Source organism: Blautia intestinihominis, assembly GCF_040096655.1.
In the GTDB taxonomy this organism is placed as follows: domain Bacteria; phylum Bacillota; class Clostridia; order Lachnospirales; family Lachnospiraceae; genus Blautia_A; species Blautia_A intestinihominis.
In genome coordinates, this window is sequence record NZ_JBBMEI010000007.1 from 51,062 (window position 1) to 70,253 (window position 19,192).

Sequence of the window (19,192 nt, forward strand, 5' to 3'; positions counted from 1 at the left end):
TGAGGTTACTGCAGGCAGTATCTATTCTTCTTCATCATAACTGTAATCATAAGAATCATCTTCGTCGTAATCGCTGTAGGAATCATCATAAGAATCGTCATAGGAATCATCATAATACGAGTCATCATAGGAATCGGATCCTTCATCATAGCTGGAATCGTCGTAAGAATCCTCTGAGGAATCTTCATTGTCTTCTTCCAAAGAATCCGAACTGTCAGAAGATGACGTCGCGTCGCCGGTGATCATGGCAGTGCGCTCCTGGATCTTATTGAGGATACGTGTGGCTTCATCTCCCTCGGCAGGAGTTGGCTGATAGTTGTTATAGTCAGAATCAGAGGAGATCGAGCATGGGATGATGTTTGTTACATTGTTTGCTTTTACTCCATCCTGATCTACGGTGAAAGTCTGCTGGAAGATCATAGTATCCATATCGCATGGATACTGGTTTCCGCCAAAGCAGAAGTTTCCGAGGCTGTAGACGATGTTTTTGCCCTTGTATTCTTCGATTCCCTGGAGAACATGCGGGTGATGGCCGCATACCAGATCCGCTCCTTCGTCGATTGCAAGGTGTGCAAGTGTAGTCTGGTTGCTGTCCGGGACTTCTTCTTTTTCATTGCCCCAGTGGAAGATCACGATCGTGATCTGCGCGCCGTCTGCTTTTACCTTGGCGATGTTCTGCTTGAGCTGTTCTTCACGGCCGAGGTGATCCTTGAGCTCGTAGATTCCTACAAGTCCGATCTTGATCCCCTTCACTTCCGTTACAACAGTCTTATCATAACCAAAATTCAGGATACCGGCATTGTCAAGTGCCTGAATGGTGTCGGTATAGCTCTGATCGCCATAATCATGACTGTGGTTGTTGGCAGTGTTGACTGCTTCGACGGAACCGGCAGTGAGGATACTGGTATACTCGGCAGGAGCTTTGAAAGCATATTCCTTGTCCTCGCGCTCATCAGAATCAGTGAGAGTTCCTTCAAAGTTGGCGATCGTCAGATCATCTGCGGAAAAAATGCTCTTCACATTGGAGAAGAAATAATCTGCTCCGTAATTCTCGTAATAAGCATTAAGACTGGTATCGTAGTCAAAGTTTTCATCTGTACCGAGCGTACAGTCACCTACGACACTGACGGTCAGGGATACCGGAGCCATGGTCGGTGTTGGTGTGAGGTCTGCATCTGAGGCAGAAGTCTCATCCTGTGATTTCGCTGAAGCGTTTGTTTTAACGGTACCATTTTTGCGTGCAGAACAGCCACGGACCAGGATGATAAGAAGCAGCAGGATAAGAACGGCACCGCAGCCTATGAGAAGACGTTCAGTGAGCTGCTGCCTTCTGCGGTAGTAGCGGGATTTTCTGTACGCACGTTTTTTGTGTTTTTTCTTTTTTGGCGGCATGGGAAACTCCTTGTTTTATGTATTTTTTTGTTTATAAAAAGTATAGGGAATTTTATACAATTCGTCAATATGTTTGCAGTTTTTGATTTTTTTTGTATAATCAAAGGATAGAAGCGGAACGGTCCGCAGATGCTAAGAAAAAAGGAGATTTTTATGAGTACAGCAAAAAGTCCATTATATATTGGAAACCACACAACTTCATCCAAAGGCTATACCAGGATGGCACGCCAGATGATCGCAAACGGGGGAAATACGTTTGCATTTTTTACCAGAAATCCGAGAGGCGGACGGGCGAAGGAGATCGATCCGGAGGATGTGCGTAAATTTCTGGAACTGACAGAAGAATATAAATTTGGGAAGATCGTAGCACACGCACCATATACACTGAATGCATGTGCGGCAAAGGAAAATATCCGGGAATTTGCCAGGGAGACGATGGCAGATGACCTGAAGCGTATGGAATGGACACCGGGAAATTATTATAATTTTCATCCGGGAAGCCATGTAGGACAGGGAGCAGAAGCAGGAGTCCGCATGATCGCGGAAATGCTGAATGAGGTACTGACCGAAGACCAGACCACAACGGTGCTTCTTGAAACGATGTCCGGCAAAGGGACGGAGATGGGAAGAAATTTCGAAGAACTCCGTCAGATCCTCGACCTGGTAGAAAAGAAGGACAAGATGGGAATTTGTCTGGATACCTGCCATGTCTGGGATGGAGGCTATGACATCGTGAATGATTTCGATGGTGTCCTTGAAGAATTTGACCGGATCATCGGGCTTGAGAAATTAAAAGCCATTCATTTAAATGACAGCCTGAACGATCTTGGCAGCCACAAAGACCGCCATGCAAGGATCGGCGAGGGCCGGATCGGGCTGGAAGCACTGGTAAGGGTGATCCGTTATCCGCGCCTGGAGGGAATTCCGTTTATTCTGGAAACGCCGAATGATGATGAAGGGTGGGCGGCAGAGATTCGGACGCTGAGAGAAGCATACGAGAAATAAATGGACGCGCGACAAGTGCTTCCATGATTGTGTGATATAGAAAATGGAAAGCGCTTTGCACTTTCCAGAAGAAATTAAAGTGTTGTCAGGAATGGACAATAACATTAAATATGCACTTCGTTTCTGAGTTCCTGCCCTGTGCGAAAAGCCTCAGCATTCTCAAGTGTCGTCTCAGCGATATTGGTAAGCGCTTCCTCTGTAAAAAATCCCTGATGGGAAGTGAGCGCAACGTTCGGGAAAGAGAGCAGTCTCTGCACGGTAGAGGTTTTGAGGATATGTTCGGACATATCTTCATAGACAAAATCAGATTCTTCCTCATAAACATCAAGTCCCACAGCAAAAAACTTGTGATCCCGGATACCTGCAATCAGGTCTTCGGTGCAGATCAGGCCGCCACGGGAGGTGTTTACGAGAATGACACCGTCTTTCATCCGGGAGATACTTTCCTTATTGATCATATGGTAAGTGTCCGGTGTGAGTGGGCAGTGAAGGCTGATCAGGTCACTGGAAGAAAGAAGTGTTTCAAGGGAAACATAGTTAAGATCTGTCTGCGTTTTGTCTGGATACAGGTCGTAGGCGAGCAGTTTCATGCCGAAGCCGCGGCAGATACGCGCCATGGCAAGCCCGATCTTGCCGGTTCCGACGATCCCGGCTGTTTTTCCATACAAGTTCACGCCCATGAGACCATTGAGGGAAAAGTTGTTTTCCCGGCATTTGATATAAGCTTTGTGGGTATGACGGTTGGCGGTGAGGACGAGAGCCATTGCAAGCTCGGCGACCGCTTCCGGAGAATAGCCGGGAACGCGGAGGACTTTGATGCCGCATTCGGCAGCAGTTTTGAGATCTACATTATTATAACCGGCACAGCGCATCAGGATCAGACGGATACCCTGATGTGCAAGTTCTTTGATCACTTCTGTTCCAAGGTCTGCGTTTACAAAAGCGCAGATCCCCTCGTAACCGGCGGCGAGGGAAGCAGTCTCTGCGTAGAGATTTGCTTCAATAAAAGTAATGTCGATATCAGGATGCGCCGGTTTCAGTTTATCAAAAAATCTCTGGTCATAATCTCTTGCACCATAAAATAATATTTTCATCGTGTACACTCCCTTAGCTTGATTTTCATTTTCCACCTCAGACTTAGAATGCCCTGAGAGAAAAAAGAGTATGCGCTGTCTGCATGAAAAAAGCAGTTTTTGTTATAGAATCGTTTTATTTGTTCAGACTGTAAAGATCATGATAGAATTCCGGATAGGAGATATTAACGCATTCTCCATTCAGGATATCCACGGTACCATCACAGATCGTTCCTGCCACAGCAAAAGACATGGCAATGCGGTGGTCGAGATAGGAGTCGATCACTGCACCGTGAAGCGGTTTGCCGCCGTGAATGATCATGCCGTCATCTGTGCCCTCGATATCAGCACCCATGCGGGTGAGATTGTCAACCATAACTGCGATACGGTCAGATTCCTTGACTTTGAGTTCCTGTGCATCGCGGATGATCGTGGTTCCCTCGGCAAAAGCAGCCATAACTGCGATCATCGGGATCTCATCGATCAGAGTCGGGATGATGCCGCCCTCAATGACAGTTCCCTTGAGAGAGCTGGTGCGGATCAGAAGATCAGCTGTCGGTTCGCCCTCAGTGCTTTCGTTCAGAAGGGTGATATCAGCGCCCATATCCATGCAGACTTTGAGGATTCCGGCACGGGTCGGGTTGATCCCTACATTCTTAAGAAGGATCTCACTTCCCGGGGTCAGAAGTCCGGCCGCGATAAAGTAAGCAGCAGAAGAGATATCACCAGGAACCTGGACTTCTCTTCCCTCAAGGACCGGTTCTGGCTTGATGGAAGCGGTCGTTCCCTCGGAGGTGATATCAGCACCGAAATAATTCAGCATGATCTCTGTATGGTTACGGGAAAGAAATGGCTCTGTTACGCTGGTGATCCCGTCCGCATACATACCGGCAAGCAGAACGCAGGATTTGACCTGTGCAGAAGCAACCGGTGAATCGTAATGGGTGGCGTGAAGCGGCTTTCCGTGGATGATAAGTGGTGCACATTCATTGTCCAGCTTACTTGTGATATCAGCGCCCATGGAAGTAAGAGGAGTCATGATACGCTTCATCGGGCGGGTGCGGATCGAATCGTCTCCGTCAAGTTCAGAAGTAAATTTCTGTCCGGCAAGGATTCCTGAGATCAGACGGGTCGTGGTTCCGCTGTTGCCGACATCAAGGATACCTGTCGGTGCACTGAGTCCGTGAAGACCTTTGCCGTGTACAAGGATCTCGTCGCCGTTCCGGTCAATATCGATCCCCATTTTGCGGAAGCAGGAGATCGTCGAGAGACAGTCAGCGCCCTCGAGAAAATGTGTGATTCTGGTGGTGGCATTGGCGAGTGAGCCAAACATGACTGCACGGTGTGAGATGGATTTGTCGCCCGGAACTGTAAGAGTTCCTCTTAAATTGGTTTGTTTTTTGATTTCCATTATTTTATTCTACTGCCACTCAAAATGTGATTAAACATACTCACATTGAGATAATGCGGCTTCTCGCGAATACCGCTTACTGTTTCTTCGTGTATGTTTTTGAGTAACCTGCGTTATCTCTACTCACAGATCCTAAGTACACTCCACAGTCGTTAATTCCCGAAATAGCCTTCGGTACATACTTACGTTTGCAGGATTATGCAACTTTGTAAGTCCTTGCATCTCTCAGATTCAGTGCCGCATTGAAATCTCTGTCCTCAACATACCCACATGTGCATTTGTAGATTCTGTCTGAAAGTTTCAGGTCTTTTTTGATGCATCCACAGCAGTGGCAGGTTTTGGAAGATGGATACCACCTGTCAACTACCCGTAGTTCGATTCCATATTCTGCACATTTTGCTTTTAGTTTCGTCCGGAATTCGTAGAATTTCTGGGACGAAACTGCTTTTGAGAGATGCCGGTTCTTCATCATCCCGGATACGTTCAGATCCTCGATTGTTATGTGAGACGGCTTGGTTTTCACTATCTCAGATATTGTTTTGTTGATATGATCTGTACGGATATTTTCTATCCGGTCATAAAGTTTTTGCACCTTAAGCTTTTGCTTTTGTATATTTGCTTTTTGAGTGAACTCTCCTTTCCTTAAATTCTCATATTTGCGGGAAAGCTTTCGCTGTGCCCGTGTTAATTGTTTCTCAAGTTTTCTGATCTGTACTGTTTTATTGATATTTCTGTATACAGTTCCATTTGACACAACTGCAAAATTCTTCAGCCCTAGGTCAATTCCAATACCATCACTGAAATTCCCATCCACTTTCGGTGTTGGTACTTCGATAAGCGCAGATACATAGTATCTGCCTGCTTTCATGGAAACCGCTCCGCTTCTGACAACATATCCATCCCTGGAGGTCGGAATGTAACCTTTTTCTTTCAATCTTACCCAGCCAAGTGTTGGGATCTTGATCCTATGTCGTTCGCAAAAACAGTCTTTAGGATTATTCCTTACAAAATACATTTTCACATCAGATCTTCCTTTTTTCTTATATCTTGGGAAACCACTCTGATGATGAAAAAATCTTGAAAAAGCGGTACAGGCATTTTCAATTGCATTCTTTACTGATTTAGAACTGACTTCTCTGATCCAGGAATATTCCGGATGTTTTGGAAGATATTCATTATTCAGCCATACACTGAACGCCCTGCCGCTCATGAATTTTTCGCCGATATCATAACGTTCTTTATTATGAAACAGGTAAAAATTATAAATATATCTGCATGTACCGATTGTCTTATGTATTTTGATCTTCTGCTCTTCTGTAGGATTGATCTCTGTCTTGAAGCTCTTCAGCAATCTCCTCATCCTTTTCTATCTGCTTTTTATATTTACGAAGGCCATATAATCTACAGGAAAATGCATGCAGAATCTTTCAAACCAGTCGTATCCAAAACGCATAAATCTGTCTTTATGTGCGATTACTAAGTTTTGACCTTTTGCTCCATGATCTTATCCACGGTTATAATTAAGTCCGCTTCCATAGTCTTCAATGCACTGGCCTACAATCATTCTTTTGGTTTTACAGAACTGACGCAAAAATGCTATCTGATTTTTTAGATGTGTAATAACGCCTGTCTGTGGGGATGGTTTGTCTTTAAGATTCCCTCTCTGTCCCATCTTATGAAATGTTTTTACAGAAACACCTAATAATTCAGCAAAATCTATTGGTTTATAATTTGTGATATTGATGTGTTCATAATATGCTACTATAAGTATGTATAAACACATTTAACTTGTTATGCTAGAAAGAAACTTCAACAAGATGTGCTATCTTATATTCTAAAAGTTTTAGTTTTTCAATAACTACAGGGATTCTTTGCGGTTTTATAGGTTTTCACATAATTTATTTAAAGTAGCACAATAGGTACATTTAATATTTTTATTTAGTTACTTATATCATCTTCCTACCGTTCGTATACGATGTAATTACGTTTCTTAAGAAGGGCAGTTCCGCGCTTCATCGCATCTTCCTCATAGAATTCGATCTTCAGGACACCCTGCTCAAATTCACGGTTGTGGATGATGCCGATGTTCTTGATACTGATCCCTTCCATAGCAAGAATTGTGGCAATTGTGGCAATTCCACCAGCTTCATCAACAATATCAATATACAGGACATAAGTCTTGTTGATAAGTCCGGAAGAAGTGGTGTCGATGGAGTCGCGGTAATCTCTGGAGTTGGCGAACATATCATAGAGGGTTTCTGCCTCAAGATTGTCAACAGAGCAGCGTGCCTGGATCAGCATCTTGATGTATTCGTCCAGCACATGAGAGATGTTCTCATGGTTTTCGAGGCAGATCTGCTCCCACATGACAGGGGAGGAGGATGCGATACGTGTGATATCGCGGAAACCGCCTGCTGCGATCGTCTTCATGTATTCAGCATCGTTATCCAGCTCTCTGACGAGATTTACCAGAGTGGAAGCAATGATATGCGGAAGATGGCTGACGCCGGCTGTGATAAAATCGTGTTCCTCACAGGTAAGGACCATCGGGATCGAACCAAGAGAATCGATCAGTTCAGAAAACTCGGTGATTTTTTCAAGAGGAACCTGTCCGCCCGGAGTCAGGATATAGTAAGCATTCTCAAGCAGATGGTCGGATGAATATTCAAATCCGGAACGCTCAGAACCAGCCATAGGATGTCCACCGATAAAGCAGTATTCCATGCCGAGTTCCTCGACTGCTTTGTGGATCGGTCCTTTGACGCTTCCTGCGTCTGTAATGATACATCCTTCCTTGATGACATCCTTGAGATATCTGAGATATTCAATATTATACTCTACCGGAGCGCAGAGAAAAATATAATCACACATGGCATAACGGTCATCCCGTTCTTCCAGTGTGGCGTCAATAGCACCGCAGTTCAGTGCGGCAGCCAGAGTTTCTTTGTGTTTCGCATATGCGAGGATGTGATAATCCGGGTGAAACTTGCGGATCGTTTTGGCAATAGATCCTCCGATCAGGCCGAGCCCGATAAAACCTATGGTTTTCATGATGTCTGTGTCCTTTCCAGTTACTACTTATCTATTAGTAGACAAAACTATGGTTCTATTTTAAAAGATACGAGGAAAAATGTCAAACATAGGTACAAAATAGGTGAATTCGATGAATGATTGCAAAAACAGCTCAAAAAAAATTGTTAAAATTATATAAAATACTTGAAAAGTTGAAAGAATTTTAGTAAAATATGGACATATCAGACAAACAGGGAGGTATTACATATGGACGTTTATAGAACTGACCGAATTCGCAATGTGGTTCTTTTGGGTCATGGGGGATCCGGCAAGACCACATTAGCAGAGGCAATGGCTTATCTGGCAGGAATGACAAGTCGTCTTGGCAGAGTAGAAGATGGAAATACCGTCAGCGATTTTGATAAGGAGGAGATCAAGAGACATTTTTCAATCTCCACATCTGTGATCCCGGTTCCGTGGGACAAGGTGAAGATCAATATCCTGGATACTCCTGGTTACTTTGACTTCGTAGGAGAAGTAGAGGAAGCGGTCAGCGCAGCAGACGCAGCCATCATCGTTGTTTCCGGTAAGGCCGGAGTTCAGGTCGGTACACAGAAAGCATGGAATCTCTGCGAGAAATATAAATTACCTCGTATGATCTTTGTAACAGATATGGACGTGGATGATGTCAGCTATCGTAAAGTAGTAGAGGATCTTACCGAACTTTATGGCAAGAAGATCGCGCCGCTGCATTTCCCGATCCGTGAAGATGGCAAGTTCGTCGGCTATGTCAATGTCGTGAAGCAGGCAGGCCGAAGATATATCGACAAAGCAGGCAAGGAGCCTTGCGATGTTCCGGAATATCTGGAAGAATACCTTGAGAAATATCATGAAACTCTGATGGAATCTGTTGCTGAGACGAGTGAAGAGTTCATGGACCGTTATTTCGAGGGAGATACTTTCTCCGTAACAGAAGTTTCCGCAGCACTTGCAACCAATGTACAGGACGCAAGCATCGTTCCGGTATGCATGGGATCACCGATCAACCTTCGAGGCGTTTCCAACCTTCTCGATGATATCTGTGGATATTTCCCGAGCCCGGACAAGCGTTCCTGCAACGGTATTTCCCAGAAGACCAATGAGATCTTTGAAGCAAACTATGACTTTGCCAAAGCGAAATCTGCATACGTATGGAAGACCATCGCAGATCCGTTCCTCGGCAAATATTCTCTGATCAAAGTTGTTTCCGGTGTTATCAAATCCGATGATACTCTGCTCAACGTAGAGAAGGGTGAGGAAGAACGACTGAACAAATTATATGTTCTTGAGGGCTCCAAACCGATCGAAGTTCCGGAACTCCACGCAGGTGATATCGGCGCGATCGCCAAACTCGCAAGCGTACAGACCGGCGACAGCCTTGCAACAAAGGCAGCTCCGGTGCTCTATCCGAAGGCTCTCATTTCCACTCCTTATACCTATAAGAGATATAAGGCAGTCAAGAAGGGCGACGAGGACAAGATCGCACAGGCTCTCGCCAAGATGATGAGTGAGGACAAGACCCTCCGTGCAGTCAATGATTCTGCCAACAGACAGACATTACTCTATGGTATGGGCGACCAGCACCTTGATATCGTAGTAAGCAAGCTCAAAGAACGCTACAAAGTAGACGTAGAACTTTCCAAACCGAAGGTAGCTTTCCGCGAGACCATCCGCAAGAACTCCGACGTAGAGGGCAAACATAAGAAACAGTCCGGTGGACACGGACAGTACGGACATGTCAAGATGCGCTTCGAGCCATCCGGCGACCTGGAGACACCTTATGTATTTGAGCAGGTAGTCGTAGGCGGTGCTGTTCCGAAGAACTACTTCCCGGCAGTTGAGAAGGGCCTTCAGGAAAGCGTTCAGAAGGGACCTCTGGCTGCTTATCCGGTAGTAGGCGTTAAGGCTACACTTTACGATGGATCTTATCATCCGGTAGACTCTTCCGAGATGGCATTCAAGATGGCAACGATCCTGGCGTTCAAGAAAGGCTTTATGGATGCATCTCCTGTACTCCTTGAGCCGATCGTAAGCATGAAGATCACTGTTCCGGACAAATACACCGGTGATGTTATGGGCGATCTCAACAAGAGACGTGGACGTGTTCTTGGAATGAACCCGGATCATGAAGGCAATACCATCATCGAGGCTGATGTACCACAGCTTGAAATCTATGGATATTCTACAACACTTCGTTCCATGACTGGTGGAAGCGGCGACTTCTCCTATGAGTTCGCACGCTATGAGCAGGCTCCTAGCGATATCCAGGCTAAGGAGATTGAGGCACGTGCAAGCAAAGTAGACAACGCAGATGCATAAATGATCAGACTCCTGTGAATTAAGAAATAAAGAAAACCGGCTGCTGAATCTGTTTTGAATAGATTCAGCAGCTGGTTTTTGCTGTGCATAAAATATGTAATTCAGAAAAACCGGATCATTCTTTGATCTTGATCTTGTTTTTCAGTACAACGCAACAGGCAAGGTCTCCAATAACATTGACGCAGGTTGCACCCATATCACACAGAGTGTTGATACTGATGTAAACACCAAGGATACCTGCCGGAAGTCCTGCCATGGTTGCCAGTGCTGCAAAAGAAGCGATCGCACCGCCAGGGATACCAGGAGTACCTACAGACAGAAGCACGTTTGCCAGAAGGATCACGATCATCAAGGAAACGCTGACATTGATTCCGCAGGCGTTGGCGAAGAACATGATCATAAAGGACATTACGATGGATACCGCGTCCATGTTGACAGTGGCACCAAGCGGGATCGCGATACTGGTGATCTGGTTGGAAACACCCATCTCTTCCTCCATACACTGTTTGCTGATCGGGATAGTAGCGGAGCTTGAACAGGTTCCGAATGCATTCAGTGCAGCAGGCATGATCGCTTTGAAGAAGCGGATCGGGCTTTCTTTGCCAAGGATCTTGACAGACAGACCATACACGAGAAAAGCAAAACCGAAAAATGCCACATAAAGGATGATGAGCTGTGTTGCCAGTGAAAGGATGGTCTCTGTTCCGTTTGCCTCAACGACCGGTACGATCGTACAGAAGACACCGATCGGGGTAAAGTACATGATCGTGCCGATGATCTTCAGACAGATCTCATTCAGTGAATCAATAAAATCAAGGAATGGTTTGCCTTTTTCTCCGATGGAGATCAGGGTAAAACCGATGATCACTGCGAATACGAGAACCTGGAGCATATTTCCCTCGGCAAAAGCCTTGACAGGGTTTGACGGGATCAGGTTTTTGATCGTATCCAGGATACTGCTCATCTCGGTTGCCTGGATATCGGCAGTTGCCATCTCAAAAGAAACACCTCTTCCAAGATGGATCAGACGCGGGATGATAAGACCGACGAGGCTGGCAAGTGCGGTGGTACTGAGAAAATATACCATGGCAGAGCCTGTGATCTTTCCGGTGGTGCGGATATTTCCGATGCTGCAGATACCGATGACGATCGAACAGAAGACCATAGGGAAGATCATCATGTTCAGGGCATTCATGTAGATGCCTCCGATCAGACTGGTGACAGTCAGAACCGGTGCATATCGTCCGGCAAGAAAAAGTCCGGTCAGGATACCAAGGACCAGTCCGGTAAAGATCGCCTGGGTGATATGCTTCTTGTACCAGGAATAAAAAGACTTCATTATATTGTTCCCTCCTCATAAAAATAATAAAAAACACGAAAAAAAATTATATCATGTCGAAAAATGTGCGTCAACAGAAATGCTTTACTTTGATAAAGTTCGCCTTTTTGTTGAGAATAAGCGGATAATCGCGAAACGTTACATTGACAAAACGCTCTCCTTGAATTAAAATTAATTCTCAGATACAACAATGAATGTTGGAGGAACCATAGAGATGAAATACTTTTTTAAAAAAATTGAGCCCAAGTGGCAGGCGAAATGGGAAGAAAGCAAAGTCTTCGAAGCCAAGGACAACAGTGACAAACCGAAGTTCTATGGTCTGGTAGAGTTTCCATATCCAAGTGGTGCAGGTATGCATGTAGGACACATCAAAGCATACTCAAGCCTTGAGGTTATTTCCAGAAAACGTCGTATGGAAGGCTACAATGTACTTTTCCCGATCGGATTTGATGCATTCGGTCTTCCTACCGAGAACTATGCAGTCAAGACAGGAACACACCCACGTATCATCACAGATGAGAACATCAAGAAATTCTCCAACCAGTTAAAGAAAGTTGGATTTTCCTTTGACTGGAACCGTGTGATCGATACTACAGATGAGGATTACTACAAATGGACACAGTGGATCTTCCTCAAAATGTTTGAGAAGGGTCTCGTATTCAGAGACAGAACTCTTGTAAACTACTGCCCGCACTGCAAGGTCGTTCTTTCCAATGAGGACAGCCAGGGCGGCAAATGCGATATCTGCCACAGCGAAGTTGTGCAGAAATCCAAGGACGTATGGTATCTGAGGATCACTCAGTACGCAGACAAACTCCTGGAAGGCCTCAAGGACGTTGACTATCCGGACAATGTAAAGCAGCAGCAGATCCACTGGATCGGTAAATCCAAGGGCGCTTTTGTAGACTTCGACATCGACGGAATCGACGAGAAGCTTGAGATTTATACAACCAGACCGGATACTCTGTTTGGTGTTACTTTCATGGTAATCGCACCGGAGCATCCGATCATCGACAAATACAAAGACAAAGTCGCAAACATGGACGAGATCACTGCATACCGTAATGAATGTGCCAAGAAGACAGAGTTCGAGAGAACTCAGCTTGTCAAGGACAAGACAGGTGTGCGTATCCAGGGACTTGAGGGAATCAACCCTGTAAACGGCAAGAAGATCCCGATCTACATTGCAGACTATGTAATGATGGGTTATGGTACAGGTGCGATCATGGCAGTACCGGCTCATGACCAGCGTGACTATGATTTCGCAAAGAAATTCGGCATCGACATCATCGAAGTCATCAAGGGTGGAGACATCACCAAGGAAGCCTACACAGGTGACGGAGAGATGGTCAACTCTGAATTCCTCAACGGATACACCAAGAAAAAAGATTCTATCGAGCGTATGCTGGAAGAACTTGAGAAGAAGGGCATCGGTAAAGCAGGCGTTCAGTACAAGATGAAAGACTGGGCATTCAACCGCCAGAGATACTGGGGTGAGCCGATCCCGCTGATCCATTGCCCGAACTGCGGTGTTGTAGCTGTTCCGGAAGAAGAACTTCCGCTTCGTCTGCCGGATGTCAAGGACTTCGAGCCGGGTGAGGACGGACAGTCACCACTTGCCAAGATCGATTCCTTCGTAAACTGCACCTGCCCGAAATGTGGCGCTGCAGCGAAACGTGAGACAGATACCATGCCTCAGTGGGCAGGATCTTCCTGGTATTTCCTGAGATATACAGATCCGCACAATACACATGCACTGGCTGATATGGACAAACTGAAATACTGGATGCCGGTTGACTGGTACAATGGTGGTATGGAACACGTTACCAGACATATGATCTACTCCAGATTCTGGCATCATTTCCTGTATGACCTGGGTGTTGTCAACACACCGGAACCATATGCAAAACGTTCCATCCAGGGACTGATCCTCGGACCGGACGGAGACAAGATGAGTAAATCCAAAGGAAACGTTGTTGACCCGCTTGACATCGTAGAAGAATATGGTGCAGATACTCTTCGTACCTATGTACTGTTCATGGGTGATTACGGCGCAGCAACTCCATGGAGTGACAGCTCTGTAAAAGGCTGCAAGAAATTCCTTGACCGTGTGGCAGGTCTGACAGATCTCATTTCTGAGGAACCTGTTTCCGATGAACTGGAAATGAAGATCCACCGTACCATCAAGAAAGTTTCTTCCGATATCGAGAACCTGAAGTTCAACACAGCGATCGCCAGCCTGATGACTCTTCTTAACGAGATCACAGCAGAAGGACGCCTCAGCAAAGATGACCTGGGCATCTTTATCAAGCTCTTAAGCCCGTTTGCTCCGCATCTCTGCGAAGAAATCTGGGAGTTCCTCGGCGGAGAAGGTCTGCTTGCAGTTGCTTCCTGGCCGGTATACGATGAAGGCAAGACTGTTGCCAAGACAGTTGAGATCGGTGTACAGGTAAATGGTAAGGTAAGAGGAACTGTAGTTCTTCCAAACGGCTGTGAGAAAGAGAAGGCATTCGAGATCGCCAAAGCAGATGAGAGGATTGCTTCCTTCCTCGAAGGCAAGAACCTCATCAAAGAGATCTATGTACCGAACAAGATCATCAACTTTGTTGCAAAATAATAAATTTTTCCAACATTTTATGTTGAAAAATCACATACAATAGAGTACAATAAAATACAACAAAAGAATTCCTGGAATGTGCGATGCCCCTTTTTTTATTTGAACCTACATTTATTAATAGGGAATCCAACATCGCTGCTGTGATGTCAGGCCTCTCGTCGTGGAAGGCAGATCATCAGTTGAGGACACCCAACCTGGCGAAAGCTAGGCGTCAAATGGAAGGGAACGGCATTCCGGGGGAATTAAGAAAGAATGAGCCATTTGTATATGGCTCTTTTTTTGAAGAATGAATCGGGAGGAATTACAGCATGGTAACAGAGAGGATTTTTGGAAATTTACCTTCAGGTGAAGAATCACATATTTATCACATTGAGAATGCGGCAGGAGCTTACATAGAAGTTTCACAGTATGGTGCGATCCTGGTGAATGTCTGCGTGCCGGATAAGGATGGCAGACTGACAGACGTAGTCCTTGGATACGATGATCTTGAGAGCTATTTTGTAAATGGATGCTTTTTCGGAGCATGCATCGGCAGAAGCGGCAACCGTATCGCAGATTCCAGATTTATGCTGGATGGCACAGAGATCAAACTGACGCCAAACGAAGGCAAGAACAATCTCCACAGCGGCCCGGACGGATTTGAGAAGAAACTGTGGAATGCATCTGCAGTAGAGGGACAGAATGCAGTTACTTTTTCCAGGATCAGTCCTGATGGAGAGAATGGCTATCCGGGAGAATTCGAAGTTTCTGTTACTTATGAGCTGACAGAGGAGAATGCAGTCCGCATCGTTTACTCCGGTGTGAGCGACAAGACAACCGTTGCAAACATGACGAACCACTCCTATTTCAACCTGAACGGAGAGGGCAGCGGCACTGCAATGGACCAGTATCTTACCATTCATGCGCAGGAATACACTCCGGTCCGTGAGGATTCCATTCCGCTTGGCGAGAATGCATCTGTTGAGGGAACTCCGATGGATTTCCGTACCGCAAAGCAGATCGGCAGAGATATCGGGGCTGATTTTGAACAGCTCAAATTCACAGGAGGTTTTGACCATAACTATGTGACAGACGGATACAACAAGGCGAGCATCCGTGAGATCGCTTCTGCGTGGTCAGAGAAATCCGGTATCCAGATGGATGTTCTTACAGATTGCCCATGCGTACAGTTCTATGCGGCAAACTTCGTGGAGGATGAGCACGGTAAGAACGGACATGTTTATAATAAACGTGAGGCATTCTGCCTTGAGACACAGGTAGAGCCGAATGCAGTCAATGTAGAGAATTTCCATTCACCAGTTCTGGAAGCAGGAGAGAAATATTACTCTGAGACAGTTTACAGATTCTCTGTAAGAAAATAACAGCCATGTTTTCTGGCTTTCCTCATATAATGGATTATGAGGAAAGCCAGATTTTTTTATGTGTATTTAGTGTTGCTTGTGGTACTGCTGAATGAATTGTCTGTACATGACTGTGCAGCAGCCGGACAGACGAAAGAAAACAAAACAGAACCCGAGATCCGGGTAGCACTTACAGATTCTGATTTTCAGTTTGTATATCATGATTCTGTGACAATTTCCTTAAATGGAGAAGAGACTGTCTATGAAGCGGAGGCACTGCGTGGAAGAAATGAGATCATCTCGATCCCGGAGCAGGAAGGAGGAATCCTGATCCCGTCGATCCACAGGCAGTGCGGGACACCTTCCTATGGCGGCAGACTTGAGATCCGGCCGTGTGAAGAGGGACTTCTGGCGATCAATATTCTTCCGCTGGAAAAATATCTGGAGGCAGTTGTCCCGAGTGAGATGCCATCCACATACGAAAAAGAAGCACTCAAAGCGCAGGCAGTCTGTGCGAGAACCTACGCCTGGAAGCAGATGCAGGGCAGCAGACTCCATGAATATGGTGCAGATGTGGATGACAGCGTAAGTTATCAGGTTTACCAGAATGTTGCACCGCAGGAATCGACAACAAAAGCGGTCAGGGAAACCGAAGGAATGATCCTGTCCCAGAATGGACAGCCTGTAGAGGCGTATTATTTTTCTACCTCGGCGGGTGTGACGAGCACGGATGAGATCTGGGAAGTTAGCGAAACTGCATCTTATCTCAAAAGCGTTCCCTGTGAATTTGACGCAGAAGAGCCCTGGAGTGCATGGACGGTGCAGATCCCCTGGACTGCTCTGGAAGAGAAGGCCGTTTCCCTTCTGAACCTCGCAGGAAAACTGAAAGCAGTTTCTGTTCAGAAGAAAAGCCAGAGCGGTGCAGTGACAGAACTTACCGTAACGACAGAGGGTGGAACAGGAACGGTTGACGGAGAGTATTCCATAAGGGAATTTCTTTCTCCCAGGGGCTGCAAGATCACAGAAAAAGACGGCAGCGTTACAGAAGGGGGAAAACTTCTCCCCAGTGCCTACTTCGAGATCCAGAGCCAGGATGCGGATGGAATCACCCTGAAAGGCGGGGGATACGGGCACGGCGTAGGAATGAGTCAGACTGCCGCGAATGAGATGGCAAAGGAAGGATACAGCTATGAGGAGATCCTGGAATATTTTTTTCGGGAGATTGAGTTTGTAGACATTTATGGTGTGAAATAAGTGTTTTTTTGCTCAGTAGCTGTGTGCGGAGCGAACAGTAACTCAAACTTGTCACATTGTACACGATATGGTACAATGGTCAATAGACAAATTTGCTGATACCAGGAGAAGAAATATGGAAGAGAAGAAAGCCAAAAGCACGGTACAGTTGATCCTGGGCTTTATGGACCGGACCAAAAATGACCATATCGGTGCTTACGCTGCACAGGCGGCATACTTTTTGATCATGTCGTTTATTCCCTTTGTGCTGGTTCTTACCGCACTGATCCAATATACCCCGCTGACCTATCGGATGCTTCGACAGGTTATTATCGGGTTTGTTCCGACAAACCTTCAGGATTTTGTACTCAAGATCATTGCAGAAGTATTTACCAAGAGCGCAGCGGTCGTGCCGATCTCAGGTGTTTTTGCTCTGTGGTCCTCCTGCAAGGGTATGCAGTCACTCATTACGGGACTGAATGTGATCTATCATGTCAAAGAGACCCGAAACTGGCTGATAAACAGACTGTATTCTATGCTGTATATGTTTCTGTTTGTGATCGCAATTATCATAAGCCTTCTGCTTCTTGTCATGGGAAACCGGATCCATGCGGTGCTTGTGATTCATATGCCGTTTCTGGGGAAAGTCCTTGGAAGGATATTGAGTGCCAAGACATTTCTTGTATTTGTAGTATTGTTTCTTGTATTTCTGGTGCTGTACCGTTACCTTCCGAACCGTAAAGCATCGCTCAAGAGCCAGATTCCGGGAGCTTTTATCATAGCTGTCGCGTGGTCGCTGTTTTCGTACTTTTTTTCGCTGTATTTTACATTTTTCCCGAATTTCAGCAACATGTACGGAAGTCTGTCGGCACTGATCATGGTCATGCTGTGGCTCTACTGCTGTATGAACCTTCTGCTTTACGGTGCAGAGATCAATGCTTATTTTGAGAATCAGTTCCGTCAGGCACAGATTACTTTATGGCAGATGGTCAAAAAAAATCTTGACAGATTTTTCACTATGTGGCATAGTAAGAAAAGATAAGTCAAAGGCTTTGAAGGCGTTTCAGGGAATTGTTTCCTTTCAGAGAGAGGGAGTCAGCGGCTGTAAGCCCCCTTAAGTTCAGACAGTTTCTTATTTTCCCGCCGGAGCTTCATCTTTGAACTATTTCAGTAGGAGATGACGTTGATGCGCGTTAAGCATGACTCGAGTGCCTGCTCTTTAGCAGGAAACAGGGTGGTACCGCGGATAATGACTCCGTCCCTTTTTATGTGGGACGGGGTCTTTTTTGATGCTGTAATAAATAAACAAAAAGGAGATACAAAACCATGGATATGAAGGAAAGACTTCAGGAACTGGCAGAAGCAGCCAGAAAACGGATCGAAGAATCAGACGGTCCGGATAAACTGAATGAAGTAAAAGTTGCTTACCTTGGCAAAAAAGGTGAGCTGACAGCAATCTTAAAAAGTATGAAAGATGTTGCTCCGGAAGACCGTCCGAAAGTAGGACAGATGGTTAACGAGACAAGAACCAGGATCGAGGAACATCTGGAAGCAACCAGAAAGAAACTGGAAGAAGCACTTCGCGAAGAAAAAATGAAAGCAGAAGTGATCGACGTTACACTTCCTGCAAAAAAGGCAATGATCGGACATCGTCATCCGAACAGCATCGCACTGGAAGAAGTAGAGCGTATCTTTATCGGAATGGGCTACGAAGTAGTCGAAGGTCCGGAAGTAGAATATGCAGACTACAACTTCACCAAACTGAACATTCCGGAAGACCATCCGGCAAGAGACGAGCAGGATACTTTCTTTATCAATGATTCTATCCTTCTTCGTTCCCAGACTTCCCCGGTACAGGCACGTACCATGGAAAAAGGCAAACTTCCGATCCGTATGATCGCACCGGGACGTGTATTCCGTTCTGACGAAGTAGATGCAACACATTCCCCGTCTTTCCATCAGATCGAAGGTCTGGTCATCGACGAGAACATCACATTTGCAGACCTTAAGGGAACTCTTCAGGAGTTTGCACAGGAATTGTTCGGACCAGAGACAAAGACAAAATTCAGACCACATCACTTCCCATTCACAGAGCCAAGCGCAGAGGTAGACGTTTCCTGCTTCAAGTGCGGCGGCAAAGGATGCCGTTTCTGCAAGGGTTCCGGCTGGATCGAGATCCTCGGCTGCGGTACTGTTCATCCAAACGTACTGAGAATGTGCGGCATCGACCCGGATGAATATACAGGATTCGCATTTGGTGTAGGTCTTGAGCGTATCGCACTTCTCAAATATGAGATCGACGATATGAGACTTCTGTATGAGAACGATGTACGTTTCCTTAAACAATTCTAGTGTGCTGTCTCATTGACTTTCAGTTAAATAACGCAGAATGTTTTTTCATCGACAAGGCGA

The 19,192-nt window shown here is 45.8% G+C and carries 13 protein-coding genes, 1 other RNA gene, 1 pseudogene and 1 other annotated feature; of the genes and pseudogenes, 8 read left to right on the forward strand and 7 right to left on the reverse strand.

What is annotated here, in order from left to right:
- Positions 1-21: 21 nt before the first annotated feature.
- Positions 22-1,392 (reverse strand): CapA family protein, encoded by a 1,371-nt coding sequence (locus WMO75_RS03800; RefSeq protein WP_349077654.1) that lies wholly within the window; start codon positions 1,390-1,392, stop codon positions 22-24.
- Positions 1,393-1,545: 153 nt separating this feature from the next.
- On the opposite strand from WMO75_RS03800, the gene WMO75_RS03805 reads away from it, so the two are divergent.
- On the forward strand, positions 1,546-2,397 hold the full coding sequence (locus tag WMO75_RS03805) for a deoxyribonuclease IV (protein WP_022215291.1): 852 nt from the start codon (positions 1,546-1,548) through the stop codon (positions 2,395-2,397).
- A 104-nt stretch (positions 2,398-2,501) separates the two neighbouring features.
- On the opposite strand, the gene WMO75_RS03810 is transcribed toward WMO75_RS03805, so the two are convergent.
- From WMO75_RS03810 to WMO75_RS03835, 5 genes and pseudogenes are all read right to left on the reverse strand, one after another.
- A complete protein-coding gene (locus WMO75_RS03810) occupies positions 2,502-3,491 on the reverse strand; it encodes a 2-hydroxyacid dehydrogenase (RefSeq protein WP_303223254.1) in 990 nt (329 codons plus the stop codon).
- Positions 3,492-3,606: 115 nt separating this feature from the next.
- The gene (gene aroA / locus WMO75_RS03815; protein WP_227222441.1) at positions 3,607-4,881 is read right to left on the reverse strand and encodes a 3-phosphoshikimate 1-carboxyvinyltransferase; all 1,275 of its coding nucleotides are present in this window, start codon (positions 4,879-4,881) and stop codon (positions 3,607-3,609) included.
- A 196-nt stretch (positions 4,882-5,077) separates the two neighbouring features.
- Positions 5,078-6,241, reverse strand: a complete 1,164-nt coding sequence (locus WMO75_RS03820) for an RNA-guided endonuclease InsQ/TnpB family protein (RefSeq protein WP_118698763.1) — start codon at positions 6,239-6,241, stop codon at positions 5,078-5,080.
- Positions 6,171-6,619 (reverse strand): annotated as a pseudogene (locus WMO75_RS20085) (IS607 family transposase). Before WMO75_RS20085 ends, WMO75_RS03820 begins: the two are co-directional and overlap by 71 nt.
- A gap of 221 nt (positions 6,620-6,840) precedes the next feature.
- Positions 6,841-7,932 carry a prephenate dehydrogenase gene (locus tag WMO75_RS03835; RefSeq protein ID WP_022215294.1) on the reverse strand — a complete coding sequence of 364 codons (1,092 nt, stop codon included), beginning with the start codon at positions 7,930-7,932 and terminating at the stop codon, positions 6,841-6,843.
- 228 nt (positions 7,933-8,160) lie between these two features.
- Here WMO75_RS03835 and WMO75_RS03840 point away from each other — a divergent pair, with 228 nt between their 5' ends.
- Positions 8,161-10,251: an elongation factor G gene (locus WMO75_RS03840; protein ID WP_118698762.1), complete on the forward strand. Its 2,091-nt coding sequence runs from the start codon at positions 8,161-8,163 to the stop codon at positions 10,249-10,251.
- 115 nt (positions 10,252-10,366) lie between these two features.
- Here the strand turns inward: WMO75_RS03840 and WMO75_RS03845 are convergent, their stop codons facing one another.
- Positions 10,367-11,590, reverse strand: a complete 1,224-nt coding sequence (locus WMO75_RS03845; protein ID WP_118252437.1) for a dicarboxylate/amino acid:cation symporter — start codon at positions 11,588-11,590, stop codon at positions 10,367-10,369.
- A gap of 214 nt (positions 11,591-11,804) precedes the next feature.
- Between WMO75_RS03845 and leuS the strand changes: the two genes are divergently transcribed.
- The 6 genes from leuS (at position 11,805) to pheS (ending at position 19,132) form a co-directional block, all read left to right on the forward strand.
- A complete protein-coding gene (gene leuS / locus WMO75_RS03850) occupies positions 11,805-14,207 on the forward strand; it encodes a leucine--tRNA ligase (RefSeq protein WP_118698761.1) in 2,403 nt (800 codons plus the stop codon).
- Between the two features lie 65 nt (positions 14,208-14,272).
- A non-coding RNA gene (gene ssrS, locus WMO75_RS03855) (6S RNA) lies at positions 14,273-14,451 on the forward strand.
- Between the two features lie 64 nt (positions 14,452-14,515).
- Entirely contained in the window at positions 14,516-15,568 is a 1,053-nt protein-coding gene (locus tag WMO75_RS03860) for an aldose epimerase family protein (RefSeq protein WP_302700818.1), read from the forward strand.
- Positions 15,569-15,628: 60 nt separating this feature from the next.
- A complete protein-coding gene (locus WMO75_RS03865; RefSeq protein ID WP_349077655.1) occupies positions 15,629-16,801 on the forward strand; it encodes a SpoIID/LytB domain-containing protein in 1,173 nt (390 codons plus the stop codon).
- 115 nt (positions 16,802-16,916) lie between these two features.
- On the forward strand, positions 16,917-17,822 hold the full coding sequence (locus WMO75_RS03870) for a YihY/virulence factor BrkB family protein (protein WP_022215301.1): 906 nt from the start codon (positions 16,917-16,919) through the stop codon (positions 17,820-17,822).
- 1 nt (position 17,823) lies between these two features.
- Positions 17,824-18,046 (forward strand) — a binding site (T-box leader).
- Positions 18,047-18,112: 66 nt separating this feature from the next.
- Positions 18,113-19,132, forward strand: coding sequence for a phenylalanine--tRNA ligase subunit alpha (gene pheS, locus WMO75_RS03875; RefSeq protein ID WP_349077661.1), 1,020 nt, complete (start codon positions 18,113-18,115; stop codon positions 19,130-19,132).
- Positions 19,133-19,192: the final 60 nt, after the last annotated feature.

Bases quoted from the DNA above. Each gene is read 5' to 3' on its own strand.
- WMO75_RS03800 (WP_349077654.1), bottom strand. From the start codon at position 1,392: ATGCCGCCAAAAAAGAAAAAACACAAAAAACGTGCGTACAGAAAATCC.
- WMO75_RS03805 (WP_022215291.1), top strand. From the start codon at position 1,546: ATGAGTACAGCAAAAAGTCCATTATATATTGGAAACCACACAACTTCA.
- WMO75_RS03810 (WP_303223254.1), bottom strand. From the start codon at position 3,491: ATGAAAATATTATTTTATGGTGCAAGAGATTATGACCAGAGATTTTTT.
- aroA (WP_227222441.1), bottom strand. From the start codon at position 4,881: ATGGAAATCAAAAAACAAACCAATTTAAGAGGAACTCTTACAGTTCCG.
- WMO75_RS03820 (WP_118698763.1), bottom strand. From the start codon at position 6,241: ATGAGGAGATTGCTGAAGAGCTTCAAGACAGAGATCAATCCTACAGAA.
- WMO75_RS03835 (WP_022215294.1), bottom strand. From the start codon at position 7,932: ATGAAAACCATAGGTTTTATCGGGCTCGGCCTGATCGGAGGATCTATT.
- WMO75_RS03840 (WP_118698762.1), top strand. From the start codon at position 8,161: ATGGACGTTTATAGAACTGACCGAATTCGCAATGTGGTTCTTTTGGGT.
- WMO75_RS03845 (WP_118252437.1), bottom strand. From the start codon at position 11,590: ATGAAGTCTTTTTATTCCTGGTACAAGAAGCATATCACCCAGGCGATC.
- leuS (WP_118698761.1), top strand. From the start codon at position 11,805: ATGAAATACTTTTTTAAAAAAATTGAGCCCAAGTGGCAGGCGAAATGG.
- WMO75_RS03860 (WP_302700818.1), top strand. From the start codon at position 14,516: ATGGTAACAGAGAGGATTTTTGGAAATTTACCTTCAGGTGAAGAATCA.
- WMO75_RS03870 (WP_022215301.1), top strand. From the start codon at position 16,917: ATGGAAGAGAAGAAAGCCAAAAGCACGGTACAGTTGATCCTGGGCTTT.
- pheS (WP_349077661.1), top strand. From the start codon at position 18,113: ATGAAGGAAAGACTTCAGGAACTGGCAGAAGCAGCCAGAAAACGGATC.